Raw genomic sequence first — 25,013 nt, 5'->3', positions numbered from 1 at the left:
CCCCGCCGTAAGCGTCAGAGCGTCAGGTCAGTGGTTGTGGGCGAGGCAGAGGACGAACGAGCTGCCGTTCTCCGTCTCGTAGAAGCCGGTGTCCGTCCCGGCCACACCCGCGCAAGCGATCTCGGGGTCGTCACTGCCGGCGACCTTCTTGAGGACCTTGTACGTCGCGTTGCTGTCGGAGCAGGCGAGCTTGTCCAGCTTCGGGTCGCTGTCGCTGCCCGCGTTCTTGGCGCAGTCGCCGGCCTTCAGCGTCTGCGAGTCGTCGTGGTTGAAGTAGGCGATGCCACCGCCGATGACCAGGAGGACCGCCACGATGATGAGCCGGATGCCGAGTCGGCCTATTCGCTTCTTGGGTGCCGGTGCCGACGGCGGGAAGCCGACCGTGGGTGCCGGGTAGCCGGGTCCGGGCTGCTGCGGGAAGCCGCCCTGCTGCGGGAACTGGCCCTGCGGCGGCGGGTACGACCCGGGCTGCGGAGGCGGCGGATAAGCGCCCTGCTGCGGCGGCTGGGCATATGGATTTGTTCCCTGCGGCGGCGGAGTGGTCACAGGGTTCCCCCTAGGTGTGGCATGAGTTGTGGTGTGGCTGATTCCAGCCCGTCCGTACGGTAATGCTTCTCGATCGGGCAGCCGTAACCGATTGACGGACTGTGGCCTTGATGTGACCGTCAACTGCCGCTGAACCAGGCCATTCCGGCCGCAGTTGCCCCGTAGATCACGGCGATGGTGATGATCAGTGCTGCTGAGCGGCCGTCATGAGGCAACACCCCGGCGGCCACCGCGGCCGAACCAACATACGCGACGTTGAACAGGACGTCGTAGAGCGAGAAGACCCGGCCACGGTAGGCGTCGTCGACGTGGGTCTGGACGACGGTGTCGGTGGCGATCTTCGCGCCTTGCGTGGTGACGCCCAGGACGAACGCGGCCAGCAGCATCGGCGCCGGGGAGAACGGCAGGCCGAGTGCGGGCTCCAGAACGGTGGACGCGGCCGCGCACACCACGATCCAGCCCGGGGTGCCGAAGCGGCCGGTCCCCCACGGTGTGACGACGGCGGCGACGAAGAACCCGGCCCCCGACAGCCCGACGGCCAGTCCCAGCAGCGCCAGCCCGCCGGAGGTGTCGCTCGGCGAGGCCCAGGAGTAACGGCAGAGCATGAGCAGTGTGACCGTCAGCGCCCCGTAGCAGAAGCGCAGCGCGGTCATCGCGGCGAGGGCGCGCACTGCGGGCCGCCGACCGGCCAGATGCCGCAGTCCGGCGCGAAGCCCGCGCACGGTACTCGCCACCGCCGCCCATATCCGCGGCTGGAGCACCCCCGGGTCGGGCCCGAGGCGGTCAGGGCCCATGGTCCGGGCGGACAGCCCCGCGCACAGGTAGAGCACGGCGCCGAGCGCGACCACCACGGCGTCGGAGCCGGTCCCCGGGGTCATTCCCAGGTGGACGATGAACGCCGCACCGCCGCCGACCGTGGCCGCGATCGTTCCGGCCGTGGGGGACAGGGAGTTGGCGACGACCAATCGTTCGCCGTCCACCACCCGGGGCAGCGCGGCCGACAGGCCGGACAGGACGAAGCGGTTGACAGCGGTGACGGACAGGGCGGAGAGGTAGAAGAGCCAGTCCGGCACCCGGGCCAGCACCAGCGCGGCGGTACCGGCAGCGAGCACCGCGCGCAGCAGGTTGCAGTAGAGCAGCACCTGCCTGCGCCGCCAGCGGTCGAGCAGGACGCCGGTGAACGGGCCGAGCAGGGAGTAGGGCAGCAGCAGCACCGCGAGTGCGGCCGCGATGGAGCCGGCGGAGGCCTGCTTCTCCGGGGTGAAGACGACGTACGTGGCGAGTGCCACCTGGTAGACGCCGTCGGACAGTTGCGACAGCAGCCGGACGACGAGCAGCCGCCGGAAGTCGCGGAACCGCAGCAGTACGCGGAGATCCCATACGACGGCCATGCGCACAGCCTCACACAAAAACGAGGTCCCCGGGCGGATTGCCCGGGGACCTCGGCGATCAAACCACCGACGCGGTCGTCAGCGCTCGACCTCGCCCTTGATGAACTTCTCGACGTTGTTGCGGGCCTCGTCGTCGAAGTACTGGACCGGCGGGGACTTCATGAAGTACGAGGACGCCGACAGGATCGGACCGCCGATGCCGCGGTCCTTGGCGATCTTCGCGGCGCGCAGCGCGTCGATGATGACGCCGGCGGAGTTCGGGGAGTCCCAGACCTCGAGCTTGTACTCCAGGTTCAGCGGGACGTCGCCGAAGGCGCGGCCCTCGAGGCGCACGTACGCCCACTTGCGGTCGTCCAGCCAGGCCACGTAGTCCGACGGGCCGATGTGGACGTTCTTGGCGCCCAGGTCGCGGTCGGGGATCTGGGAGGTGACGGCCTGCGTCTTGGAGATCTTCTTGGACTCCAGGCGCTCGCGCTCGAGCATGTTCTTGAAGTCCATGTTGCCGCCGACGTTCAGCTGCATGGTGCGCTCCAGGACCACACCGCGGTCCTCGAAGAGCTTCGCCAGCACGCGGTGCGTGATGGTGGCGCCGACCTGGGACTTGATGTCGTCACCGACGATCGGGACGCCGGCCTCGGTGAACTTGTCCGCCCACTCCTTGGTGCCGGCGATGAAGACCGGCAGCGCGTTGACGAACGCGACCTTGGCGTCGATGGCGCACTGCGCGTAGAACTTGGCGGCGTCCTCGGAGCCCACCGGCAGGTAGCAGACCAGGACGTCGACCTGCTGGTCCTTGAGGACCTTGACCACGTCGACCGGGGCCTCGGCGGACTCCTCGATGGTCTCGCGGTAGTACTTGCCCAGGCCGTCGAGGGTGTGGCCGCGCTGGACGGTGACACCGGTCTGCGGGACGTCGCAGATCTTGATGGTGTTGTTCTCGCTGGCGCCGATGGCGTCCGCGAGGTCCAGGCCGACCTTCTTCGCGTCGACGTCGAAGGCCGCCACGAACTCCACGTCACGCACGTGGTAGTCGCCGAACTGCACGTGCATCAGGCCCGGCACGCGGCTGTCCGGGTCGGCGTCCTTGTAGTACTCGACGCCCTGCACCAGCGACGTGGCGCAGTTGCCCACGCCGACAATGGCTACGCGAACCGAACCCATTCCGGTTGCTCCCTGTGTACTCGGTTGTTCGACGGGCCCTACGGGTGCGGGGCCCTCACTTGGTGGTGTCGGACGGATCCGTGTCGTCGCGACCTGTCTCGGCGGGGCGGCCCTTGGCACGGCCTCGGCCCGCCCGCTCCGTCTCGATCAGCTCGTTGAGCCAGCGGACCTCGCGCTCCACCGACTCCATGCCGTGCCGTTGCAGCTCGAGCGTGTAGTCGTCGAGCCGCTCGCGGGTACGTGCCAGCGAGGCGCGCATCCTCTCCAGCCGTTCCTCCAGGCGGCTGCGGCGGCCTTCGAGGACCCGCATCCGCACGTCGCGTTCGGTGTGGCCGAAGAAGGCGAAGCGCACGCCGAACTGCTCGTCCTCCCAGGCGTCCGGGCCGGTCTGGGCGAGGAGGTCCTCGAAGTGCTCCTTGCCCTCCGGGGTCAGCCGGTAGACGATCTTCGCCCGGCGCCCGCCCAGCGAGGCGGCCGCGAGCGGATCCTCGGGCGCGGCCTCCTCGGTCAGCCAGCCCTGGGCGACCAGCGTCTTCAGGCACGGGTAGAGGGTCCCGTAACTGAAGGCACGGAAGACGCCGAGTGAGGTGTTGAGCCGCTTGCGCAGCTCGTAGCCGTGCATCGGCGACTCACGCAGCAGGCCCAGGACCGCGAACTCGAGGACGCCGGAGCGCCTGCTCATGTCCGCCTCCTCGGCTCTCGTACGGGCCGCCCAAGGCCGGGCGGTTCGCTGTGCCGCGCTGTGCGCTCACCCGCGGGGAGTCCCCCGGGCCGATCTCTGTGCCGTTTCTTTATGTCGTTCTGATGTATCGAGTCGATACATCGTGACGATAGAACGACCGTGTGGATCTCGCAAGGCGCCCCACGGTGAACGCCGTCACATCCGTGGATGGCCGAGCGCCAACTGTCCGTTATGGGCTGATGGTTGAAGTAGTTCAGGTTTTGACGGTGCGTACTCTGTTCGCCATGCGAACCAGTGGGATTCCTGTGACGTCGCCATGTGCCGCGTCGTCGCCGGGCGCCGGTGTGTCACCCAGCGTGGTGACTTCGTCGCGTGCCGTTCTCCCGCGGTCCGCCATGCGGCCCGGCGGGGTCGCAGTCCGGAGGAACCGGAAGTCAACTGCCGCCTACAGGCGAGATCGCCTGTCCGAGGAGTAGCCGCAAGCATGAGCGAGCACCGCCGAAAGCCGCCGCCGAACGGTGGCGGACGCGCCGCCGCCCGGCGCGGAGCCCAGCAGCCGCCCGAGTCCTCCCCCGCCCGGCGCCCCGGGCCGCCGACCGGCCGGGGGTCGTACGGGACCGGTGACGCGTTCGGCACCCCGCCCGGAGTCTCGAACGGCGCCCAGCCGCCGGGACGGGGCGCGCCGGAGCGGCCCTACGGAGGCCGGGCGGAAGCCCGGCGGGCCGCTCAGCGCGGCGGCCGTAGGCGTGCGGCGCCGACGACGGGCGCGGTAGGGGCCGGTGCGGGTGGTCGCGCAGGGGCGGGCCGTACGGGCGAGGGCGGCCGCGGACAGGGCGGTCCCCGGCCACGGCGGTTCATCGACTACCCCCGCTGGGGCAGGAGCGGCTGGCGCCGTTGGATGCCGTCATGGCGTCAGACCCTCGGCATCTGCGTCGCGTTCTGCGGCACGCTGGTCGCTCTGGTCGGCATCGCCTACGCGATGGTGAGCGTCCCGAATCCGAACCTCGCCGCGCAGACCCAGAAGAACGTGTACTACTGGGCGGACGGCAGCCGGATGGTGGTCTCCGGCGGCGGCGACCTCAATCGTCAGATCGTCAAGCTGGACCAGATCCCCACGTCGATGCAGAACGCCGTGGTCTCGGCGGAGAACGCCTCGTTCTGGCACGACAAGGGCGTCGACCCGCAGGGCATCGCCCGTGCCGTGCTGAGGATGGCGCAGGGCGGGGAGACCCAGAGCGGATCCACCATCACCCAGCAGTACGTCAAGAACACCTACCTGGACCAGAGTCAGACGGTCACCCGCAAGCTCAAGGAGTTGCTGATCTCCATCAAGGTCGGCGCCAACGACTCCAAGCAGGACATCCTGGCGGGCTACCTCAACACCGGCTACTACGGGCGCGGCGCGTACGGCATCCAGGCGGCGGCGCAGGCTTACTACGGGGTCAACTGCGACCAACTCAGGCCCGACCAGTCGGCGTTCCTGGCCGCGCTGCTCAACGGCCCCAACCTCTACGACCCGGCCGGCGGTGTCGGCCCAGGGGCGACACCGGCCGAGAACCTCAAGCGGGCCACCGACCGCTGGAGCTGGATCCTCGACCGCGAGGTCGACACCAAGAGCATGACGCCCGCGAAACGGGGGCGGTACCGGACCTTCCCGGTGCCGAACAAGCCCAGGCCGTCCACCGACAAGGCGGGTCAGATCGGCTATCTCACCGACCTCGCGGACAACAACGTCCTGGCCGACACCAAGATCACCAAGCAGCAGCTGGACAAGGGCGGCTACCAGATTTACACGACCTTCGACAAGAAGGACGTGGCCGCGATGGAGAAGGCCGTCGACGACGTGCGCAGCGCGAACATCAAGCCGAAGCTGCGCCCGAGCACCGACACCTACGTGCAGTTCGGCGGTGCCTCGGTGGTGCCGGGTGACGGCGCGATCAAGGCGATCTACGGCGGCGAGGACTACCTCAAGCACTTCACCGACAACGCCGACTACACCGGCGCCCAGGTCGGCTCGACGTTCAAGCCGTTCGTGCTGGCGGCTGCCATGCGCGACGGGGTGCGCGACCCGCACGGACCGGCCGACCAGTCGGACTCCCAGCGCACCCCGGTCTCCCCGAGCAGCGTCTACCCCGGCGTCAACGACTGGAAGGTCCTCAACTACGACGGGTCCGTCTGGCAGGACAAGGACGGCCGGCAGTGGCTCCAGGAGAACGACGACCACGACTCGTTCAGGTCCATCACCCTGAAGAAGGCGATGGAGGAGTCGGTCAACTCCACCTACGTGCAGCTCGGCATGAACGTGGGCCTGGACAAGGTCAAGCAGGCCGCGCTGGATGCGGGTGTCACCAGTGACAGTCTGGCCAGCACCAACGGCCCGTCCTTCTCCATCGGCACCTCCTCGCCCAGCGCGATCCGGATGGCCGACGCGTACGCGACCTTCGCGGACGGCGGACTGCGCGCCGAACCGTACTCGGTGAGCAAGGTGATCAAGGAGGGCAGCACCGTCTACCAGCACCGCACGACGACGGTGAAGGCCTTCTCCCCGGCCGTCGCGGACAACGTCACCGGCGTGCTGCGCGGCGTCGTCGAGGAGGGCACCGGCACCGCCGCGAAGGCTCTCGGGCGCCCGGCCGCGGGCAAGACCGGCACCACGGACGACAACAAGTCCGCCTGGTTCACCGGCTACACCCCGCAACTGGCCACCTCCATCGGCATGTACCGGATGGACGACCAGGCCAAGGCGCAGAAGTTCCTGCCGATGTACGGCCTCGGCGGCAACGCCAAGATCTACGGTGCCTCCTTCCCGACGCAGATCTGGACCGCTTACATGAAGGCGGCCCTGGACGGGCAGCAGGTCGAGCAGTTCAGTCCGCCGGAGAAGATCGGCACGGTCGTCTACGGCGACGGCGCGGCTCCGTCCCCCTCACCTTCGGCGCCCGCCCCCTCGGCGACGCCCTCCACCACCCCGTCCGCCAGGCCCAGCCGGTCGCACCGCCCGTCCCCGTCGCCGTCCACCTCGTCCTGCGGCTTCTGGGGCTGCCAGGACGGCGGCACGGGCACTGGAGGCACCGGTGGTGACACCACCGGGGGCCCGGGCGGCGACGGCGGCACCACCGGCAACGGCGGGACGACCGCCGGGACCGACGGTGGTACGACGGGCGGCCCCGGCACCACGGACGGCGGCGCCAGAGGAACCGACGGCGGAGGTTTCATCGGAGGCAACTAGCGCGGCCCCATAAGGGGACACCGTCGGTGGTGGCCGGTCGTGCACCGGCGCCTCCGGCCGCCACCGCGTCGCTCGGCGCCGGGTCCGGACCTGACGGCCCCGGCGCCGAGCCGCGTGAGGCAGGATGTGCCCCATGACGACCGTGCGCGAGAACGACGAGAGCGGCGCCCCGCAGGCGCCCGCGACCGTGCCGCCGACCGCCGAGGATCCGGTGGCCGACGCGGGCAGCGAAGTGATCGGCGGCAGGCTCGGTCGGCGCGCCACCACCGAACGCGGCGGCTGGTGGAACCCGGTGCGGATCATCGTGCTGGTCGCCATCGGGATGTTCGCCCTCGGCATGGTCCAGAAGGTGCCGTGCTACGACAGCGGCTGGTTCTTCGGTGCCAACGCCCAGTACTCGCACGCCTGTTACTCCGACATCCCGCACCTGTTCTACGCCCGCGGCTTCTCCAGCGACCTGGTCCCGTACTTCGACCACATCCCGGACGCCGTCTCCGGCGGCATGGGGTACCTGGAGTACCCGGTGCTGACCGGGCTGTTCATGGAGGTCGCCTCCTGGGTCACCCCTCACGGCTCCGACCTGGTGCAGCGCGAACAGGTGTACTGGCTGGTCAACGCCGGGATGCTGCTGGTCTGCGCCGCCGTCACCGCGGTCGCCGTGGCGCGCACCCACCGCCGTCGCCCCTGGGACGCCCTCCTGGTGGCGCTCGCGCCGGCCGCCGCCCTGACCGCCACCATCAACTGGGACCTGCTGGCGGTCGCCCTGCTCGCGGTCGGCATGTTGATGTGGGCGCGCGAGCGGCCGGTCGCCGCCGGGGTGCTGATCGGGCTGGCGACGGCCGCCAAGTTCTACCCGGCCCTGGTGCTGGGTCCGCTGCTGCTGCTGTGCCTGCGGGCCGGACGGCTGCGGGAGTTCGGCAAGGCCCTGGCGGGCGCGGTGGTCGCCTGGCTGGTGGTCAACGTGCCGGTGATGGCCTTCGCCTGGAAGGGCTGGAAGCAGTTCTACGGCTACAGCCATACCCGCGGCATCGACTTCGGCTCGGTGTGGCTGATGATCTCCCAGCAGACCGGCAACCCGCTGAACGGTGCCAACACCTACGCGACGGCCCTGATGCTGCTGCTGTGCGTCGGGATCGCCGCCGTGATCCTCTACGCGCCGGTGCGACCCCGGTTCGTCCAGGTCGCCTTCCTGGCGATCGCCGCGTTCATCCTGACCAACAAGGTCTACTCACCGCAGTACGTGCTCTGGCTGGTGCCGCTCGCCGCGCTGGCCCGGCCGCGCTGGCGTGACTTCCTGATCTGGCAGGCGTGCGAGGTGGTCTACTTCCTCGGCATCTGGATGTACCTCGCGTACACCACCGGTGGCAACGAGAAGGGGCTGCCTGAGGGCGGCTACGACTTCGCCATCCTGGTCCACCTGCTCGGCACCGCCTACCTGTGCTCCATGGTGCTGCGCGACATGCTCAGGCCGGAGCACGACCCGGTACGGCTGGACGGCTCGGACGACCCGTCCGGCGGCGTGCTGGACGGTGCTGGGGACGTCTTCGTGCTGGGTCGTCGCGCGCGGGCGGCGCGTGAGGAGAAGACCTCGGCCGCCCTGCGGAGCTGAGCGTCCCGCACACGCAAGAGAGGGGTCTGTTTCACGTGAAACACGCTGTTTCACGTGAAACAGACCCCTCTCTTGCGTCGGCCTGTCGTTCCCCTCGACGCTCAGCGGTCGAGGACGCGGTCGAACTGCGTTGTGGTGTGCCGCAGGTGCGCCACCAACTCGTCGCCGACCGCCGGCGGCGCCACGTCGCCCGGCAGGAAGAGCAGCGAGACCTGCATGTGCGGCGGCTCGGCGAACCACCGCTGCTTGCCCGCCCACACGAACGGCGACAGATTGCGGTTGACCGTCGCCAGGCCCGCCCGCGCCACGCCCTTGGCCCGCGGCATCACGCCGTGCACCGCCTTGGGGGCCTCCAGGCCCACGCCGTGTGACGTGCCACCCGCCACGACCACCAGATGGCCGTCACCCGCGGCGCGCTGTTGGCGGTAGCCGTAGCGCTCGCCCTTGGCGATCCGGGTGACGTCCAGCACGGAGCCGCGGTACTCGGTCGCCTGGTGGTCGCCCAGCCACAGCCGGGTGCCGATCCGGGCGCGGAAGCGGGTCTGCGGGAACTGCTGACGCAGCTGTGCCAGTTCGTTCGGCTTCACGTGGCTGACCAGCATGGTGTGCAGCGGAAGCCCGGCCGCGCGCAGCCGTTCCATCCAGGCGAAGACCTCTTCCACCGCGTCGGAACCGTCGGTGCGGTCCAGCGGCAGGTGGATGGCGAAACCCTCGAGCCGCACGTTGTCGATCGCGCTGTGCAGCTTGACCAGGTCGTCCTCCGACACGCCGTGGCGGCGCATGGTGCTCATCACCTCGATGACGACCCGGGCGCCCACCAGACCCCGCACCCCCTCGACGGAGGAGACCGACCGCACCACCCGGTCCGGCAGCGGCACCGGCTCCTCGCCGACCCGGTACGGGGTCAGCACCAGCAGGTCGCCCCCGAACCAGTCCTTGATCCGGGCCGCCTCGTAGGTGGTGCCGACCGCCAGCATGTCGCTGCCCAGCCGCGTCGCCTCCTCCGCGAGCCGCTCGTGGCCGAAGCCGTAGCCGTTGCCCTTGCAGACCGGGATCAGGTCGGGGAACTGGTCCACCACGGTCTTCTGGTGCGCACGCCAGCGCGCGGTGTCGACGTACAGGGTGAGCGCCATGGCCGGGTCAGGACCTTTCTGTCTTCGGTCGAACAGGGGCAGGGGAGGGGGCCGTCAGCGCCGCGACATGTAGATGTCGAGCGCCTTGTGCAGCAGTTTGTTGAGCGGGAAGTCCCACTCGCCCAGGTACTCCGCGGCCTGGCCGCCTGTTCCCACCTTGAACTGGATCAGGCCGAAGAGGTGGTCGTTCTCGTCCAGCGAGTCGCTGATGCCGCGCAGGTCGTACACGGTCGCACCGAGCGCGTACGCGTCGCGCAGCATCCGCCACTGCATGGCGTTGCTGGGACGCACCTCGCGCTTGTGGTTGGCAGAGGCGCCGTAGGAGTACCAGACGTGGCCGCCGACGATGAGCATGGTGGCCGCCGCGACGGCTTCGCCCTCGTGCGTGGCGAAGTACAGCCGCATCCGGTTGGGGTCCTCGGAGTTGAGGGCGGTCCACATGCGCTGGAAGTACGACAGCGGCCGGGGACGGAAGTGGTCGCGCTCGGCGGTGATCTCGTACAGCTGCTGCCAGATGGGCAACTGCTCGTAGCCGCCCTGGACCACCTCGACGCCGGCCTTCTCGGCCTTCTTGATGTTGCGACGCCACAGCTGGTTGAAGCCCTTGTGGACGTCCTCCAGGCTGCGGCCCTCCAGCGGGACCTGGAAGACATAGCGCGGCTGGACGTCGCCGAAGCCCGCGCCGCCGTCCTCGCCCTGCTGCCAGCCCATGCGGCGCAGCCGGTCGGCGACCTCGAAGGCGCGCGGCTCGATGAACGTGGCCTCGACGTCACGCAGCCGCTTGACGTCGGGGTCGGAGATGCCGGTCTTGATGGCGTTGGCGTCCCAGCGGCGGATGACCACCGGCGGGCCCATCTTCACCGAGAACGCGCCTTGCTGCTTCAGGTGCGCCAGCATCGGCTGGAGCCATTCCTCCAGGTTGGGCGCGTACCAGTTGATGACCGGGCCCTCGGGGAGGTAGGCCAGGTACCGCTTGATCTTGGGCAGCTGGCGGTACAGCACGAGGCCGACGCCGACCAGCTCGCCGTTCTTGTCGAACCACCCGAGGCTCTCCGAACGCCACTCCGCCTTGACGTCCGCCCAGGCGGGAACCTGCATGTGGCTCGCCGCGGGCAGGCTCTGGATGTACGCCAGATGCTGCTCGCGGCTGATGGTCCTCAGGGTCAGGCTCATTCGGGGCGCTCCCCACGCTTGCGGGTTCTACCGGACTACCCGCCGAAGCCTATAGCGCGTGGGAAACGCCCCGTCTTCAAGCCCGCGGTCTCACAGCCCGCCCCACAGACCGCCGTGCGCGACGCCGATGAAGAATCCGATCGCCGAGGCGCCGAGGGCCAGGATGAGGACGAAGCGTTCGCTGGTGGTGGCCGAGATGAACTGGCCGTAGCCCGCGGTGATGATTCCGAACAGGCCGGTCCACGAGCTGAGCAGATGGAGGTTGTTGAAGATCGAGGAGATGATCGCGATCGCCCCGAGCACCACCGAGACGGCGATCAGGGAGTTCTCCTTCGGATGAGCCTTGCCGTCGGAGTTGAGGATCGCGATTACGTTCTGCGGCCGGAAGGTCGTGGCCATCGGGCACCTCCGTGACGGGAAGGCCGCCCGGCGTAGCGCCGAGCGAGCCCTTGTGTACAGATTGTCCCGGTTAACCTGCGGATTTCAAGCGGAAGGACGAGGCGGGTAGTCTGTACCGTCTGCAATGGTCTACGCGCGGCTATGAGCCGGTCTCCCAGCCGGCCGACGTGCACCGTCGATCCCCTGCCAGTTCCTGTCAGCGGCTCTCGTCGGGGCCCGCTCCGTCCACGCCTCGCCGCGTTGTCGGTGGCCCGCGTTACCGTTGCGACGCGATGCAAACCCTCCTGCCACGGAAACGCCGTGGCCGCTGAGTCCGAAGGAGGTGGGTTCCACCATGCGTCACTACGAGGTAATGGTCATCCTCGACCCCGATCTCGAGGAGCGTGCTGTCTCCCCGCTGATCGAGAGCTTCCTCGCCGTCGTCCGCAACGGCGGCGGCAAGGTTGAGAAGGTCGACACCTGGGGCCGTCGTCGTCTCTCCTACGAGATCAAGAAGAAGCCCGAGGGCATCTACTCGGTCATCGACCTCAACGCGACTCCTGAGGTCGTCAAGGAGCTCGACCGTCAGCTCAACCTGAACGAGTCGGTCCTCCGGACCAAGGTCCTCCGTCCGGAAATGCACTGAGCGCGCTGAGCGCCCAGAGCTGAGTACGGCTTCCGAGCAGCCAGCAGCAGAGCAAACCCGCCGAGAGGTCACCCACCATGGCAGGCGAGACCGTCATCACGGTCGTCGGCAACCTTGTCGACGATCCCGAGCTGCGCTTCACCCCCTCCGGTGCGGCGGTCGCGAAGTTCCGCGTCGCGTCCACCCCCCGCACCTTCGACCGGCAGACCAATGAGTGGAAGGACGGCGAGAGCCTGTTCCTGACCTGCTCGGTCTGGCGTCAGGCGGCGGAGAACGTGGCCGAGTCGCTCCAGCGCGGCATGCGTGTCATCGTCCAGGGCCGCTTGAAGCAGCGGTCCTACGAGGACCGCGAGGGCGTCAAGCGGACGGTCTACGAACTGGACGTCGACGAGGTCGGCGCCTCCCTGCGCAACGCGACGGCCAAGGTCACCAAGACCAGCGGCGGCGGTCGCGGCGGCCAGGGCGGCTACGGCGGTGGCGGTCAGGGCGGCGGCAACTGGGGCGGCGGTCCCGGTGGCCAGTCCGGCGGCGGCGCTCCGGCCGATGACCCGTGGGCCAGCAGTGCCCCGGCAGGCGGCCAGGGTGGCAGCGGTGGCGGTGGCAACTGGGGCGGGAGCTCCGGCGGCGGCTACTCGGACGAACCGCCCTTCTAAGGGCGGAGCAACACACTTCTTGATCACACTGGAGAGAGACAATGGCTAAGCCGCCTCCGCGCAAGCCGAAGAAGAAGGTCTGCGCTTTCTGCAAGGACAAGGTCACCTACGTCGACTACAAGGACACCAACCTGCTGCGGAAGTTCATTTCCGACCGCGGCAAGATCCGTGCCCGTCGCGTGACCGGCAACTGCACGCAGCACCAGCGCGACGTCGCCACGGCCGTCAAGAACAGCCGTGAGATGGCGCTGCTGCCCTACACCTCGACTGCTCGCTGAGAGAGGGTGACCTAAGCATGAAGATCATCCTCACCAACGAGGTCAGCGGCCTCGGTGCCGCCGGCGACGTCGTCGAGGTCAAGGACGGCTACGCCCGCAACTACCTGGTCCCGCGTGGCTTCGCCATCCGCTGGACCAAGGGTGGCGAGAAGGACGTTGAGCAGATCCGCCGTGCGCGCCGGATCCGCGAGATCGCCACGCTGGAGCAGGCCAACGAGGTCAAGGGCCAGCTGGAGAACGTCAAGATCAAGCTGTCGACCCGCGCCGGTGACACCGGTCGGCTCTTCGGCTCGGTCACCCCGGCCGACATCGCCTCGGCGATCAAGGCCGCCGGCGGTCCGCAGGTGGACAAGCGCCGTGTCGCGCTGGTCTCGCCGATCAAGACCGTCGGGTCGCACCAGGTGACCGTCAACCTCCACCCGGAGGTCACGGTCAGGCTCGACCTGGAGGTCGTGGCCGCCTGACGCGTTCCACGCGAGGTCTGAGAAGGGCCGACACCCTCGGGGTGTCGGCCCTTCGCCTTGCCTGGAAGCCGCTCGCTGGGCCGCCGAGAGTGCCCGGAGTGGACCTGTTTCATCCTGTTTCACGTGAAACATGCGCATGACGTTTCACGTGAAACGCGTGCCCACGGGCCTCGGGCGGGGCTCCAAGGTGGGGTCTGGGCCAGGGCGCGGGCGGTTTCCGCTGGACGAAAACCGGTCCGCTCTGCGGCGCTCAGGCGCGAACCGCCCCCGTGACCACCCAGCGGCCGGACCGGGCTCGGCTCCACAGGAACGCCAGACGGGTCAGCATGAAGAGCACCATCGCCCACCACAGAGCGGTCAGCGCCCCGCCCAGCGCCGGTACCGCGAACGCGGCGGGTGCGAAGACGGCGAGGGTGCCGAGCATGGCCCAGGCGAGGTAGGGGCCGTCACCGGCGCCCATGAGCACCCCATCCAGGACGAACACGGGCCCGCACACCGGCTGGCTGATCGCGACCACCAGCAGGGCGGGCAACAACTGGTCGCGTACGGCGGGGTCGCTGGTGAACAGGGGGATGAACAGCGGCCGGGAGACGGCCACCAGGATGCCGAGCAGCACACCGGCCGCGATGCCCCACTGGACCATGCGGCGGCACGCGGCCCGCGCACCGGGAGCGTCTTCCGCGCCCAGGTAGCGGCCGATGATCGCCTGTCCGGCGATGGCTATGGCGTCCAGCGCGAAGGCCAGCAGGCTCCAAAGGGTCACCAGGATCTGGTGTGCGGCGACTTGGGCGGTGCCAAGCCGGGCGGCCACCGCGGTCGCGATCACCAGGACGGCGCGCAGGCTCAAGGTGCGCACCAGTAGTGGGACGCCCGCGGTCGCGCAGGCCCTGATTCCGGCGAGGTCCGGGCGCAACGAGGCGGCGTGACGGCGGGCCCCGCGTACGACGACGGTGAGGTAGGCCGCCGCCATGCCGCACTGGGCGATCACGGTGCCCCAGGCGGAGCCCGCGATGCCCAGGCCCGCGCCGTAGACCAGGGTGGCGTTGAGTCCGGCGTTGACGGCGAAACCCACGATCGCGACAACCAGTGGGGTCCTGGTGTTCTGCAGGCCTCGCAGCACACCGGTGGCCGCCAGGACGACGAGCATGGCCGGAATGCCGAGAGCGCTGATGCGCAGATAGGTGACGGCGTACTCGGTGGCGCGGCCGGAGGCGCCGAAGACGTCGGCCAGCGCGGGAGCGCCCGGAATCACCGCTGCGACGAGCAGGGCGCCGAGCAGCAGGGCGAGCCAGACGCCGTCGATGCCCTGCCGGATGGCGGACGGGAGGTCGGCGGCGCCCACGCGCCGGGCCACGGCGGCCGTGGTGGCGTAGGCGAGGAAGACGAAGACGTTGACGGCGGTGGTGAGCAGCGTCGCGGCCACCCCCAGTCCGGCCAACTGCGGGGTGCCGAGGTGGCCGACGATGGCGCTGTCGGCCATGAGGAAGAGCGGCTCGGCGACCAGTGCTCCGAAGGCGGGCACGGCGAGCGCGATGATCTCGCGGTCGTGGCGCCGACGGACCTCCCGGGACAGCCGACCGGAAGCTCCCTCGGCGGCGTTGGCGGGTCTGACGGGCGCGGGAGTCACCGGCTTAGGATAATCTTCCACAGGTAATAGGTGCAAGCCGCGAATGATCATTACAAGCGGTGGCGCTCAGTGATCGCCTCCGCGCCGTTCGTCGTGATCTTGCGCCGTCCGGGAAACTTTTTCTCCTGCACAGCCAGTGGACGATGAAACCGCAGCTCAAGGCGTATGCGGCGAAGGCTCTAGCGGGTTGTCCACAGGACTGTCCCCCGCCCTGTACACAGGTTTCGCGGGCTTCTCCACAGGCTGCGGCCGTTCATCCACATGGCCTGTGGATAACCATCTTGGCTGACGGAGTCCGCAGGCCTACCGTAGTCCGGCACCCGCCCTCGCCTCCGGCCTCGGAACCGCCCCGCGCGGCTCCCGAATTCGACGCGCCGGAACCCGGGCCGGGTGCTCGTTGGTTGTCAGAGCCGTGCCGTAGAAAGAGGACACGGAACGGGGTCCGAAGGACCGGGAGGGAGGTGGCGGGGGTGAGCCGACCCGAGACCGCGGAAGACCACTGGGACGAGGCGCCGCCCGCCGAGCCGCCGTACCCCGAGGGCCCCGCCCTCGACGACCGGCGGCCGGTCACGCCCTTCCGCCGGGACGGTCGGGAGGGAGGCGGTCGCGGAGGGCGAAGCGGTGGCCGCGAGGGCCGGGACGGCGGTCGCGACGGCGACAGCCGTGGCGGCTGGGCCGAGGGCGGCTTCGAGCGCGTACCTCCGCAGGACCTGGACGCCGAGCAGTCCGTGCTCGGCGGCATGCTGCTGTCCAAGGACGCCATCGCGGACGTCGTCGAGGTACTCAAGGGCCAGGACTTCTACCGCCCCGCACACGAGACGATCTACACCGCGATCCTCGATCTGTACGCCCGGGGCGAGCCGGCCGACCCCATCACCGTCGCCGCCGAGCTGACCAAGCGCGGCGAGATCACCCGAGTCGGCGGGGCACCGTACCTGCACACCCTGGTCAACGCCGTTCCCACGGCCGCCAACGCCGAGTACTACGCGGAGATCGTCCACGAGCGTGCCGTCCTGCGCCGCCTGGTGGAAGCCGGTACCCGTATCACCCAGATGGGTTACGCGGCCGACGGCGACGTGGACGAGATCGTCAATTCCGCGCAGGCCGAGATCTACGCGGTCACCGAGCAGCGCACGTCAGAGGACTACCTGCCGCTCAGCGACATCATGGAGGGCGCGCTCGACGAGATCGAGGCGATCGGCTCGCGCAGCGGCCAGATGACCGGCGTGCCCACCGGCTTCACCGACCTCGACGCGCTGACCAACGGCCTGCACCCCGGCCAGATGATCGTCGTCGCCGCCCGTCCCGCGATGGGCAAGTCCACGCTCGCCCTGGACTTCGCCCGCTCGGCGTCCATCACCCACGGCCTGCCCAGCGTCTTCTTCTCCCTGGAAATGGGCCGCAACGAGATCGCGATGCGGCTGCTGTCGGCGGAGGCCCGGGTCGCGCTGCACCACATGCGTTCCGGCAACATGACCGACGACGACTGGACGCGGCTGGCCCGCCGCATGCCGGAGGTCTCAGCCGGTCCCCTCTACATCGACGACTCACCGAACCTGTCGATGATGGAGATCCGCGCCAAGTGCCGCCGCCTCAAGCAGCGCAACGACCTGCGCCTGGTCGTCATCGACTACCTCCAGCTGATGCAGACCGGCGGCTCGCGCCGTCCGGAGAGCCGCCAGCAGGAGGTTTCCGAGATGTCCCGGAACCTCAAGCTGCTCGCCAAGGAGCTGGAGCTGCCGGTCATCGCGCTCTCCCAGCTCAACCGTGGCCCCGAACAGCGCACCGACAAGAAGCCCATGGTCTCCGACCTGCGTGAGTCCGGTTCCATCGAGCAGGACGCCGACATGGTCATCCTGCTGCACCGCGAGGACGCCTACGAGAAGGAGTCGCCCCGTGCGGGCGAGGCCGACCTCATCGTCGCCAAGCACCGCAACGGCCCGACCGCCACGATCACCGTCGCCTTCCAGGGCCACTACTCGCGCTTCGTCGACATGGCGGCGAACGTCTGACGCAGGACGCGGAAGCGGGCACGACTCGGGCGGTGCGGCTGTGGGGCCTGAGGCCGCGGATGCCCGAGGCGTCGTCAGGCGTCAGGCCTCGGACCTGGTGACCGCGTTGGGCAGGATCTCCTGGGCCGGCAGGGCCGTGCTCGCGGCGGCGGTCGGTCCGATGGTGGCTAGGTGGGGGTCCACGATGCGCGGGCCGCCCGGGTGATCCGCGAAGTCTGGTAGACCCACCGTCGGCTGCCCCGTGCGGTGCGCTGTCGTGTCGCTCAGGACGCACGCGGTGAGGTTCCGCATCCCCGCCACGTCGGTGTTGGTGATGTCGGTGGTGACCCTCTCGCAGGCGCGGTCGAGCCCGCCCCCGGTCGGATTTCTCGACCACGGGCCCATGGGCTGCTCACCCGCCAGCTCGCGCACGAACGCCTCGGCCAGGCCCTCCGCGACCACGTGTTCGCCGACCCTGACTTTTCGCCGGGTTCCAGCGCACGTTGGCGTAGCGCACGTTGTGGTGCAGTTCGTGTGCGGCGGCGCGGCCGATGTGGCGCAGACTCGTGCCAGTGGGCAACACGACCAGCGGGACCCCGCCGGGGACGCCGCCCAGGCCGAAGTAGCCCGCGCTGCTCTCTACCAGGTCAAGGTCGCCGAGCACCAAGGCGACGTGCACGGTGCCGGTGCGGCGGATTCCCGGGGACGGCGTCGGCGATCCGCCTCCATGCGGCGAGGCAGGCCTCGAGGCTTCCCCCACGCCCGCCTCGCGCCTCCGGTCCAGCGCCGGCAGGTAGCGGGGGTCCTCGCGGTCGACGCGGAAGTCGCTGCCCGCCGCTGTGGGCGCCACCCAGTCGAGGCCGGGGTTCGCAGGCATCACGTCCTGCGCCGGCGCGAGCCACCGGCGCAGGACGTCGGGCCGTCGCGCGAGGGGCAGTGGTCCACCGCCGTCGGCGTGAGTCGGCACCGCGTCGTCGTCCAGAGGGAGCCGCGGCGGTGTGCGGGAAGCGGCGCGGGCGATAAGGATCGCTCGGTGGCCCTACCCGGGCCGTGGCCCAGACCCGCCGCGTGGTCATGCGGGCGGCATCGTGGCCCGCTACCGGCGTGCCACCGGACGATCCAAGTGATCGTTGAGGCACGAGGGTTGGGGGCCACTTGCGCATGTCCACAACGCGGAAGCGCCACCGGCCGAGCCGCGCCCCTCTCGGACGGCCCGTTACGCGGGCAGCGCCTCGGGCAGCACATCGGACAGGTCGCGCAGCAACCGGTGCCTGGATCGCGCGCCTATCAGCGACTTCACCGGCTCGCCCGCTCGGAAGACCATGAGCGTGGGCATCGACAGCACTCCGTACGCCGCCGTGGTCGCCGGATTGGAGTCCACGTCGAGGCGCACCACCTTCAACCGGTCCGCCATCTCCCCGGAGAGTGTGGCCAGCACCGGCACGATCATGCGGCAGGGCCCGCACCACGCTGCCGTGAAGTCCACCAGCACCGGCAGATCACTGGCGAGCACCTCTTCGGCGAACGTCTCGTCGGTGACCGTCACCACCCGGTCTGCGGAGTCCTCGCCGCCTGTGACCCCCGTGCCGTCCCTCTTCGACCGCGTCGTCGTTGTCATCGTCGTTCCTTCCCTGTGCAGGGCTCGTCATACGGGGTCAGTTCGCAGCGCGGAGGTGCGCCGGCGGACGCCGCCAGCTCGGCCCGGGCCAGCTGTTCCGCGACCTCGGCACGCGACTCGCGCAGCCGCGCTATACAGACGTCGAGCTCGGCGAGCTTGCGCCGGTAGACCTCCAGCGAGGCCGGGCACGCGTCGCCCGCCGGATGGCCTGCGCGCAGGCACTCGACGAACGGCCGGGTGTCCTCGAGCCCGAAGCCGACGTCCCGCAGCGCCTGTATCTGCCGCAGGAGACGCAAGTCCTCCTCTCCGTAGTGCCGGTAGCCGTTGCCGCCGCGCCGCGCGGGCAGCAGCCCCAGCGCCTCGTAGTGCCGCAGCGCGCGGGTGGTCGTGCCCGCGCGTTCGGCCAGTTCACCGATGCGCATGCTCATGTCCTCGACCGTAGACCTTGCCGCCGACGTCAAGGCCAGCCCTGTGGATAACCCGGACCAGAGGTGTGGATAAGGTGCGCCAGAAGCACGCCGAGAAGCACGCCGGACGTGGGGACGAGAGCCGCCCGGCCTTCGGGAGGGGCCGGGCGGACGCCGGAGGGGGCACGATGGGAAGACTTCATCTGTTCGACATGGACGGGACGCTGCTGCACGGTTCGTCCGCCAACGTCGAACTGGCCAGGAAACTGGGCCTGGTCGAGGAGTTCCGCGCCCTTGACGCGGCCTTCGCGGCCGGCAGGATCGATTCGCCGCACTACGCGCGACAGGCGTACGAACTGTGGCAGGACCTCACCGCCGAACTGGTCGCGGAGGCCTTCGCCGCCTCGCCCTGGCTGGTCGGCATCCACGAGGTGTGGGCCGACATCCGCGCGCGCGGCGAGTACTGCGCGGTCATCTCGCTGTCGCCGGAGTTCTTCGTACGGCACCTGCTGCCGTGGGGTGCGCACGCCGCGTTCGGCGGACGCTTTCCCGAACTGCCTTTCCGTGGAGCCCCGCTGGATGTGTCCGGCATTCTGCATCCGGAGTCGAAGGTGCGTATCGCGGACCAGTTGTGCGCCGATTACGGGGTGACGCGCGCGGACTGCGTGGCCTACGGCGATTCCATGTCGGACGCCGCGCTCTTCCAGGTGGTCGCCACCTCCGTCGCCGTCAATGGCGACCACAACGTCAGCGATATCGCCACGCTGTCGTACGAGGGGCGCGATCTGCGGGACGCGTACGAACTCGTGCTGGGGGCCTGAGGCGGCGGGGATTCGATCCGCGTGGGGCGACGGTGCGCGCGATCGCGGTGGAAGCCGTTCGGAGTGCGTGCGTTGGCCTCCGCGCCGCCCCGAGGCTGCCGCCGGCACACGGACGGCAGCGCCGGCAGCCCAAATCCCGACGAGCCGTCCGTTATTCCCGTGGAACGTCCGTTATAACCGGATTCCTGCTACTGAAGGTGGTTGAAGGCGACTGAGGCGGGAATCCCGGAATATTGCCTGAGCGAAGCGTACGAATCGGCAGGAGTGCCTGCTCCGAGCGGAGAGAAGGACTTGTGCATTCACGGCCGCCCGGTATGGTCGAGTGCGTTCGTCCGCGGCGCGTCCGTCGCGGAGCCGGAGGGGTCCGTCAGGTGGAGCGCATGCGTGTGGAGGGCCGCGGGGAGGGCCGAGCAGGTCCCTGAGCGAGCCACCCTAACGTGAACGGGCCTTCCCTCACCCACAGTTCCGGCATTTCGTCCTGGTGCGCGACGCGCTGTGCCACGCTCCTGTCCTGCGCCGAACGGGTTCCCCCACGGACCGCGGGCTTGAGGGCTCAAAGGGGGCCGGGACTGAGGGCCGGGATTCGGCGGACGGGGATTCCTGGGCCCGCTCGGGGGAAGACGGCTGCATCACCGGCCCGTTCCGATGGCGGACGTATGGAAACCGACCGGGAGACGTTCGAGGCGAGGCAGACGATGGACGCTGCGACCACCAGTCCGGCCGACCGGGAGACCGGATTCGGCGACGGGGGTTCGGGCAACTGGGCTTCTGGTAATCAGGCTTTCGACCAGGGGATTTCGGAGGCGGGAGCGATGGCGGCGGGAACGGCCGCCGGGCGTGGCGATGCGGGGGAGGACGCCTACGGCGCGGAAGGCGCCGCCCGGGGCGTCGACCGGCCGGGTGCCGGTGCCGGCACCTCCTCCGGCGCAGGCAACTCTTCCCGCGCAGGCAACTCTTCCGGCACGGGCGCCTCCCTCGGTGAGGGCGCCTCGTTCGGCGCCGGCCGCCACGGCGCGCCGTCACCGGGCACGGCCCATGCGGTCCCGGGGGGCCGCGTGGGCCAGGCGGGGCCGGGACACGCGACCGCCGCCGCGCAGGAGTGGGACTGGTTCAGCCCGTCAGCACCCGGCGAAAACGGTTCCGCGCCCGAACGCGCCGCGACGCCCGACGCCTCGCCTGCCCGGCCAGACCGCTTCGGGCCTGCCCCGTCGCACTCCGATTCGTCGAATTCCGCTCCGTCGGCCCCTGGTTGGTCGAGCTCCACGCCCTCGGACTCCGCGCCTTCCGACGCCGCGTCGGCTCCGGCCGGGCACGATGCCGCGCCGAATCCGACCGGGCCCGCCGCCGCTTCGACGTCCGGCGATACCGCCTCCTCCGGCTGCGCCCCCTCCACCGACGCGGTCCTGATCCGCCGGACGCTGGCGCTGGTGGAGCCGGTCGCCGACCGCACGACCTCGTACTTCTACGCCCTGCTCTTCCTGCGCCACCCGGAACTGCGCGACCTGTTCCCGGTGGCCATGAACGTGCAGCGCGACCGGCTCTTCCAGGCGCTGCTGGACGCCGCACAGGCAGTCGACGACCCCGCCCGGCTCACCGACTACCTCTCCCGCCTCGGCCGGGGGCACCGCAAGTACGGCACGCGGCCGGAGCACTACCCGGCGGTCGGCGAGTGCCTGATCGGCGCGCTGACCAAGTACGCCTCGGAGATCTGGAACGACGAGGTGGAAGCCGCCTGGGTACGCGCCTACACCGCCATCTCGCAGATCATGATCGACGCCGCAGCCGAGGACGAAATGACGTCGCCGGCCTGGTGGCAGGCCGAGATCGTCTCCCACGAGCGGCGTACGCCGGACGTCGCCGTCGTCACCGTGCGCCCCGACCAGCCGTACCCGTTCCTGGCCGGGCAGTACACCAGTATCGAGACGCCGTGGTGGCCGCGTGTCTGGCGGCACTACTCCTTCGCCTCCGCCCCGCGCCCGGACGGACTGCTCTCCTTCCACATCAAGGCCGTGCCGGCGGGCTGGGTGAGCACGGCCATGGTCAACAGGGCCGGCCCGGGGGACGTGATCCGGCTCGGTCCTCCGGCTGGTTCCATGATTGTGGACCACGGCACTGACAACGGGCTGCTCTGCCTGGGCGGTGGGACCGGCATCGCGCCGATCAAGGCCCTGGTCGAGGATGTCGCCGACCGTGGTCGCAGACGCCCGATGGAAGTCTTCTACGCGGCTCGCAACGATCACGACCTCTACGACCTCGACACCATGCTGCGGATGGAACGCGAGCACTCCTGGCTCTCGGTCCGGCCGGTCGTCGCCGAGGGACCCGCGGTGGCGCACGGCCTGTTCGCGGGCGCCCTGCCGGAGATCGTGCGGCGACACGGCCCGTGGGACGCCTACGACGCGTACCTGTCGGGTCCGCCCGGGATGATCCGCAGCAGCGTGGACGCTCTGATCGGCGCCGGCATGCCCACGCACCGGATACGCCACGACTCACTCGATGAACTCGCCTCGGCACGTGCCTGACCGTTCGGCACGCGGCCCCTTCCGTCATCCACGGCGTCGGGAGAAACGTTGAACCATCACGATCCGCGCACCTCGGACACCCACGGCGGCACCGCTCCCGCCGTCGCCCCGGCCGACCGGCCGTCCGCACCGGACCTGTCGCGGCCGGGCGCCGCCGCCGAGCGACGCGTCCAGCGCGAACTGGGCACCACGGCCCGGGCCGACCGCTTCTACCGCGACCAGATGAGCGACCGGCTCAACGACCGTATGCGGGAGTTCGTGGCGCGGCAGGAGATGTTCTTCCTGGCCACCGCGGACGGCGCCGGGGTCTGCGACAACTCGTTCCGCGCCGGCCCGCCCGGCTTCGTCCAGGTGCTGGACGACCGCACGATCGCGTACCCCGAGTACCGGGGAAACGGCGTGATGGCCTCACTCGGCAACATCCGCGAGAACCCGCACATCGCCCTGCTGATGATCGATTTCTCGCGCGACCGCATCGGTCTGCACGTCAACGGCCAGGCTCGGTTGGTCTCCGACGAGCTGATGCGCATCGTCCAGCCGGATCTGCCGACCGACGAGGTGCCGGGGCGGCGCCCGCAGACGTGGGTCGAGGTGACGGTGGAGGAGGCGTACATCCACTGCTCCAAGCACATTCCCCGGCTGGTCCCGCCGCCGAGCGCCGCGGGGACCCGTGACGGCGAGCAGGCGTGGGGGACCGACGACGTCAAGCGCAAGGGCGGCGACTACTTCGGCGTCGCGGCCGAACGCGCCGGGGCCGCGGCGCCCCCGGAACTCGACGCCACGCCGCCGGGTTTGGTCGGCCTGCCTGAGCGCGCCGACGCCGTTGCCCTCTCGGAACGTGCTGGTGTCGCCCTGTCCGGACCCTCCGCGCCCGCCGCACCGCCGGAAAGCTCCACGTCCGTCGTCCCGCCCGATCGGGAGCTGTGGCAGCTGGAGGCGGAACGGGCGCTGGCACGGGCACGCCGCAGCGCGGCGCGGGCGGCGGGGGGCGGGGTGGGCGGCTCGACCGGCGGCTTCCGCGGCTGGTTCGCGTAGCCATCCGTCCTGCGTGCCGGAAACCGGCTCGCGCGACGGAGGCGGCCGGGTCCGAGGAGGGCGTCCGCTCCGTACGTCGCCTCAGCCGAGGTCGGACGCCAGCAGCGCGGTGACGCCTTCGATGTTCGCATCCAGGTAGGCGCGCAGCGATGGCGGTACCACGCCCACCGACGCGACGCCCTCACGGGTGAACGGCACGCGCACGAACTCGTACGTCCCGCACGGCTCGTCCACCTCGGGGCCGTGGCGCCGGGAGAGGTCCATCGAGTCGAGGCGGCAGACGAAGAAGTGCTGCACCTTCACGCCGATCGCACCGTCCTCCCGGACGTGCTCGACGGTGTCGACGAACGCCGGGACCACGTCGCTGACCTTGGCACCGAGTTCCTCGTCCAGCTCGCGGTGGAGCGCGTCGACCACGGTGGCGTCCTCGGGTTCGACCCCGCCGCCGGGGGTGATCCAGTACGGCGGCTGGCCGGGCTTGGTGCGTTTGATCAGCAGCATCTGGTCCCCGTCCAGCAGGATCGCGCGGGCGGTGCGCTTGACCACCTGCCGGGGCGAGGTATCAGGAGGCTCCACTGGCATGCAGGGACCATGCCGCACCGGGGGCGTCGTGAAACGCCCCGGACGCGGCGAATCGGAAGCCCGGCGCCGCGCGGTGGGTGCTTCCGGCAGGCCGGAGCGGGGCGCTACCAGCTCTCGGCGGCGCTCAGCAGCCGGGCGTGTGCCCGCGCCAGGTACGGCAGCGCGAGGGTTCCGGCGCGCACCACGAGGTAGTAGGTGCGCAGCGGCGGCACGAGGGGATCGACCAGCGGGACGACCTCGCCGGAGGCCAGCGCCTCCGCGCACAGGTACCGGGGGAGCACGGCCATTCCGGCGCCTGAACGCACACATCCCAGCACCGCCCGCATGTCGGGCACGACGATGGAGGCGGAAGTCCGTGGCCCGCCGCCGAAGACCTCCGTCCAGAAGCCGTTGAGCAGCGTCAGATCCTCCTCGTAACCGACGATCGGCACGCCCGTCAGTGGCCCAGGGACCGGAGCCGGACCTGGTCCGGGTCCGGGATCGGTGGTGTCCCGTTCCGAGACGTCCGGCAGGGCCCCGATCCGCTCGGCCCAGCGGGGGGCGGCGACCAGCACCTGCTCCTCGTCGTACAGCGGTGTGGCGTGCAGCAGCCGCGTCCGCGGGCGGGTGGTGCCGATGACCAGGTCGTGGCGTCCGTCGGCGAGCCCGGCCAGCGCCTCGTCCGGTGCGCCCAGCGCCACCCGCAGCGCCATCGTGGCCCCGGCCAGCGGCGCGAGGGCGGGCAGGACGCGCAGCGCGGTGAACTCGGCGGGCCCGGCCAGGTGAAGTGTGCGGCCGCCCGACTCGTCGTCCAGTTCGCCCTCGGCGATCTCCCGCAGCGCGTCGAGGTGCGGGGCGACCTTCCAGGCCAGCTCGTCGCCCGCCGTGGTGGCGGCGACGCCGCGAGGCAGCCTGCGGAACAACGGCCGGCCGACCTGGCGTTCAAGGCTGCGAATCTGTCCCGTGACGGCGGGCTGAGAGAGGCCGAGGAGTTGGGCCGCCCTGGTGAACGAGCCGGCCCGGTGCACCGCGACGAACGTGCGCAACAAGGCCAGGTCCATGCGTGCTCCTCAGCCGTTCGCACCGGG

At 70.2% G+C, this 25,013-nt stretch carries 24 protein-coding genes; 10 read left to right on the top strand and 14 right to left on the bottom strand.

Annotation, left to right across the window (positions count from 1 at the left end; translation table 11 throughout):
- Positions 1 to 27 precede the first annotated feature (27 nt).
- The 4 genes from CK485_RS28480 to CK485_RS10015 form a co-directional block, all read right to left on the bottom strand.
- Complete coding sequence (locus CK485_RS28480; RefSeq protein WP_146214519.1) at positions 28 to 546, bottom strand: hypothetical protein; 519 nt, start codon at positions 544 to 546, stop codon at positions 28 to 30.
- Between the two features lie 119 nt (positions 547 to 665).
- Positions 666 to 1,937 (bottom strand): MFS transporter, encoded by a 1,272-nt coding sequence (locus CK485_RS10025; protein WP_109449177.1) that lies wholly within the window; start codon positions 1,935 to 1,937, stop codon positions 666 to 668.
- 78 nt (positions 1,938 to 2,015) lie between these two features.
- Positions 2,016 to 3,098, bottom strand: coding sequence for an inositol-3-phosphate synthase (locus tag CK485_RS10020; protein ID WP_109449175.1), 1,083 nt, complete (start codon positions 3,096 to 3,098; stop codon positions 2,016 to 2,018).
- A gap of 55 nt (positions 3,099 to 3,153) precedes the next feature.
- A complete protein-coding gene (locus tag CK485_RS10015) occupies positions 3,154 to 3,780 on the bottom strand; it encodes a PadR family transcriptional regulator (RefSeq protein WP_109449173.1) in 627 nt (208 codons plus the stop codon).
- Between the two features lie 484 nt (positions 3,781 to 4,264).
- On the opposite strand from CK485_RS10015, the gene CK485_RS10010 reads away from it, so the two are divergent.
- Both CK485_RS10010 and CK485_RS10005 read left to right on the top strand, forming a co-directional pair.
- Positions 4,265 to 7,009, top strand: coding sequence for a transglycosylase domain-containing protein (locus CK485_RS10010; protein WP_109449171.1), 2,745 nt, complete (start codon positions 4,265 to 4,267; stop codon positions 7,007 to 7,009).
- A gap of 133 nt (positions 7,010 to 7,142) precedes the next feature.
- Positions 7,143 to 8,618: a glycosyltransferase 87 family protein gene (locus tag CK485_RS10005; RefSeq protein WP_109449169.1), complete on the top strand. Its 1,476-nt coding sequence runs from the start codon at positions 7,143 to 7,145 to the stop codon at positions 8,616 to 8,618.
- A 101-nt stretch (positions 8,619 to 8,719) separates the two neighbouring features.
- On the opposite strand, the gene CK485_RS10000 is transcribed toward CK485_RS10005, so the two are convergent.
- The 3 genes from CK485_RS10000 to CK485_RS09990 form a co-directional block, all read right to left on the bottom strand.
- Positions 8,720 to 9,751, bottom strand: coding sequence for an alanine racemase (locus CK485_RS10000; protein WP_109449167.1), 1,032 nt, complete (start codon positions 9,749 to 9,751; stop codon positions 8,720 to 8,722).
- A 54-nt stretch (positions 9,752 to 9,805) separates the two neighbouring features.
- Positions 9,806 to 10,924, bottom strand: coding sequence for a peptidoglycan bridge formation glycyltransferase FemA/FemB family protein (locus tag CK485_RS09995; protein ID WP_109449165.1), 1,119 nt, complete (start codon positions 10,922 to 10,924; stop codon positions 9,806 to 9,808).
- Between the two features lie 90 nt (positions 10,925 to 11,014).
- On the bottom strand, positions 11,015 to 11,323 hold the full coding sequence (locus tag CK485_RS09990; RefSeq protein WP_109449163.1) for a hypothetical protein: 309 nt from the start codon (positions 11,321 to 11,323) through the stop codon (positions 11,015 to 11,017).
- 334 nt (positions 11,324 to 11,657) lie between these two features.
- On the opposite strand from CK485_RS09990, the gene rpsF reads away from it, so the two are divergent.
- From rpsF to rplI, 4 genes are all read left to right on the top strand, one after another.
- Positions 11,658 to 11,948, top strand: a complete 291-nt coding sequence (rpsF, locus tag CK485_RS09985; protein ID WP_109449161.1) for a 30S ribosomal protein S6 — start codon at positions 11,658 to 11,660, stop codon at positions 11,946 to 11,948.
- A gap of 77 nt (positions 11,949 to 12,025) precedes the next feature.
- On the top strand, positions 12,026 to 12,601 hold the full coding sequence (locus CK485_RS09980; RefSeq protein ID WP_109449159.1) for a single-stranded DNA-binding protein: 576 nt from the start codon (positions 12,026 to 12,028) through the stop codon (positions 12,599 to 12,601).
- 41 nt (positions 12,602 to 12,642) lie between these two features.
- Positions 12,643 to 12,879 carry a 30S ribosomal protein S18 gene (rpsR, locus tag CK485_RS09975; RefSeq protein ID WP_014143881.1) on the top strand — a complete coding sequence of 79 codons (237 nt, stop codon included), beginning with the start codon at positions 12,643 to 12,645 and terminating at the stop codon, positions 12,877 to 12,879.
- 17 nt (positions 12,880 to 12,896) lie between these two features.
- Complete coding sequence (rplI, locus tag CK485_RS09970) at positions 12,897 to 13,343, top strand: 50S ribosomal protein L9 (RefSeq protein WP_109449157.1); 447 nt, start codon at positions 12,897 to 12,899, stop codon at positions 13,341 to 13,343.
- Between the two features lie 250 nt (positions 13,344 to 13,593).
- Here the strand turns inward: rplI and CK485_RS09965 are convergent, their stop codons facing one another.
- Positions 13,594 to 14,970 carry an MATE family efflux transporter gene (locus CK485_RS09965; RefSeq protein WP_241968265.1) on the bottom strand — a complete coding sequence of 459 codons (1,377 nt, stop codon included), beginning with the start codon at positions 14,968 to 14,970 and terminating at the stop codon, positions 13,594 to 13,596.
- 470 nt (positions 14,971 to 15,440) lie between these two features.
- Here CK485_RS09965 and dnaB point away from each other — a divergent pair, with 470 nt between their 5' ends.
- The gene (gene dnaB / locus CK485_RS09960) at positions 15,441 to 16,982 is read left to right on the top strand and encodes a replicative DNA helicase (protein ID WP_109452716.1); all 1,542 of its coding nucleotides are present in this window, start codon (positions 15,441 to 15,443) and stop codon (positions 16,980 to 16,982) included.
- Positions 16,983 to 17,063: 81 nt separating this feature from the next.
- On the opposite strand, the gene CK485_RS30050 is transcribed toward dnaB, so the two are convergent.
- The 4 genes from CK485_RS30050 to CK485_RS09945 form a co-directional block, all read right to left on the bottom strand.
- Entirely contained in the window at positions 17,064 to 17,423 is a 360-nt protein-coding gene (locus CK485_RS30050) for a DUF2268 domain-containing putative Zn-dependent protease (RefSeq protein ID WP_275124600.1), read from the bottom strand.
- Positions 17,374 to 17,838, bottom strand: a complete 465-nt coding sequence (locus tag CK485_RS30045; RefSeq protein WP_275124635.1) for a DUF2268 domain-containing putative Zn-dependent protease — start codon at positions 17,836 to 17,838, stop codon at positions 17,374 to 17,376. Before CK485_RS30045 ends, CK485_RS30050 begins: the two co-directional genes overlap by 50 nt.
- A 339-nt stretch (positions 17,839 to 18,177) precedes the next feature.
- Complete coding sequence (gene trxA / locus CK485_RS09950; RefSeq protein WP_275124599.1) at positions 18,178 to 18,579, bottom strand: thioredoxin; 402 nt, start codon at positions 18,577 to 18,579, stop codon at positions 18,178 to 18,180.
- Positions 18,576 to 19,001: a MerR family transcriptional regulator gene (locus CK485_RS09945; RefSeq protein ID WP_109449151.1), complete on the bottom strand. Its 426-nt coding sequence runs from the start codon at positions 18,999 to 19,001 to the stop codon at positions 18,576 to 18,578. The genes trxA and CK485_RS09945 overlap by 4 nt, the downstream gene beginning before the upstream one ends.
- Before the next feature lie 173 nt (positions 19,002 to 19,174).
- Here CK485_RS09945 and CK485_RS09940 point away from each other — a divergent pair, with 173 nt between their 5' ends.
- From CK485_RS09940 to CK485_RS09930, 3 genes are all read left to right on the top strand, one after another.
- Complete coding sequence (locus tag CK485_RS09940; RefSeq protein ID WP_109452714.1) at positions 19,175 to 19,807, top strand: HAD family phosphatase; 633 nt, start codon at positions 19,175 to 19,177, stop codon at positions 19,805 to 19,807.
- Positions 19,808 to 20,619: 812 nt separating this feature from the next.
- Entirely contained in the window at positions 20,620 to 22,329 is a 1,710-nt protein-coding gene (locus tag CK485_RS09935; protein ID WP_199239304.1) for a globin domain-containing protein, read from the top strand.
- Positions 22,330 to 22,377: 48 nt separating this feature from the next.
- Complete coding sequence (locus CK485_RS09930; RefSeq protein ID WP_342673473.1) at positions 22,378 to 23,364, top strand: pyridoxamine 5'-phosphate oxidase family protein; 987 nt, start codon at positions 22,378 to 22,380, stop codon at positions 23,362 to 23,364.
- Positions 23,365 to 23,445: 81 nt separating this feature from the next.
- Here CK485_RS09930 and CK485_RS09925 read toward each other — a convergent pair whose 3' ends face one another.
- Together CK485_RS09925 and CK485_RS09920 are read right to left on the bottom strand one after the other, a co-directional pair.
- Positions 23,446 to 23,946 (bottom strand): NUDIX hydrolase, encoded by a 501-nt coding sequence (locus CK485_RS09925; protein ID WP_109449149.1) that lies wholly within the window; start codon positions 23,944 to 23,946, stop codon positions 23,446 to 23,448.
- Between the two features lie 104 nt (positions 23,947 to 24,050).
- Complete coding sequence (locus tag CK485_RS09920; protein WP_109449147.1) at positions 24,051 to 24,986, bottom strand: LysR family transcriptional regulator; 936 nt, start codon at positions 24,984 to 24,986, stop codon at positions 24,051 to 24,053.
- Positions 24,987 to 25,013: the final 27 nt, after the last annotated feature.

This window comes from Streptomyces sp. ICBB 8177, assembly GCF_003144095.1.
GTDB lineage: Bacteria > Actinomycetota > Actinomycetes > Streptomycetales > Streptomycetaceae > Streptantibioticus_D.
Note: the sequence above shows the minus strand (reverse complement) of the source record. Positions and strands in the feature narration are given on the sequence as shown.

Bases quoted from the DNA above. Each gene is read 5' to 3' on its own strand.
- CK485_RS10025 (WP_109449177.1), bottom strand. From the start codon at position 1,937: ATGGCCGTCGTATGGGATCTCCGCGTACTGCTGCGGTTCCGCGACTTC.
- CK485_RS10020 (WP_109449175.1), bottom strand. From the start codon at position 3,098: ATGGGTTCGGTTCGCGTAGCCATTGTCGGCGTGGGCAACTGCGCCACG.
- CK485_RS10015 (WP_109449173.1), bottom strand. From the start codon at position 3,780: ATGAGCAGGCGCTCCGGCGTCCTCGAGTTCGCGGTCCTGGGCCTGCTG.
- CK485_RS10010 (WP_109449171.1), top strand. From the start codon at position 4,265: ATGAGCGAGCACCGCCGAAAGCCGCCGCCGAACGGTGGCGGACGCGCC.
- CK485_RS10005 (WP_109449169.1), top strand. From the start codon at position 7,143: ATGACGACCGTGCGCGAGAACGACGAGAGCGGCGCCCCGCAGGCGCCC.
- CK485_RS10000 (WP_109449167.1), bottom strand. From the start codon at position 9,751: ATGGCGCTCACCCTGTACGTCGACACCGCGCGCTGGCGTGCGCACCAG.
- CK485_RS09995 (WP_109449165.1), bottom strand. From the start codon at position 10,924: ATGAGCCTGACCCTGAGGACCATCAGCCGCGAGCAGCATCTGGCGTAC.
- CK485_RS09990 (WP_109449163.1), bottom strand. From the start codon at position 11,323: ATGGCCACGACCTTCCGGCCGCAGAACGTAATCGCGATCCTCAACTCC.
- rpsF (WP_109449161.1), top strand. From the start codon at position 11,658: ATGCGTCACTACGAGGTAATGGTCATCCTCGACCCCGATCTCGAGGAG.
- CK485_RS09980 (WP_109449159.1), top strand. From the start codon at position 12,026: ATGGCAGGCGAGACCGTCATCACGGTCGTCGGCAACCTTGTCGACGAT.
- rpsR (WP_014143881.1), top strand. From the start codon at position 12,643: ATGGCTAAGCCGCCTCCGCGCAAGCCGAAGAAGAAGGTCTGCGCTTTC.
- rplI (WP_109449157.1), top strand. From the start codon at position 12,897: ATGAAGATCATCCTCACCAACGAGGTCAGCGGCCTCGGTGCCGCCGGC.
- CK485_RS30045 (WP_275124635.1), bottom strand. From the start codon at position 17,838: ATGCCTGCGAACCCCGGCCTCGACTGGGTGGCGCCCACAGCGGCGGGC.
- trxA (WP_275124599.1), bottom strand. From the start codon at position 18,579: ATGACAACGACGACGCGGTCGAAGAGGGACGGCACGGGGGTCACAGGC.
- CK485_RS09945 (WP_109449151.1), bottom strand. From the start codon at position 19,001: ATGCGCATCGGTGAACTGGCCGAACGCGCGGGCACGACCACCCGCGCG.
- CK485_RS09940 (WP_109452714.1), top strand. From the start codon at position 19,175: ATGGGAAGACTTCATCTGTTCGACATGGACGGGACGCTGCTGCACGGT.
- CK485_RS09935 (WP_199239304.1), top strand. From the start codon at position 20,620: ATGGCGGCGGGAACGGCCGCCGGGCGTGGCGATGCGGGGGAGGACGCC.
- CK485_RS09925 (WP_109449149.1), bottom strand. From the start codon at position 23,946: ATGCCAGTGGAGCCTCCTGATACCTCGCCCCGGCAGGTGGTCAAGCGC.
- CK485_RS09920 (WP_109449147.1), bottom strand. From the start codon at position 24,986: ATGGACCTGGCCTTGTTGCGCACGTTCGTCGCGGTGCACCGGGCCGGC.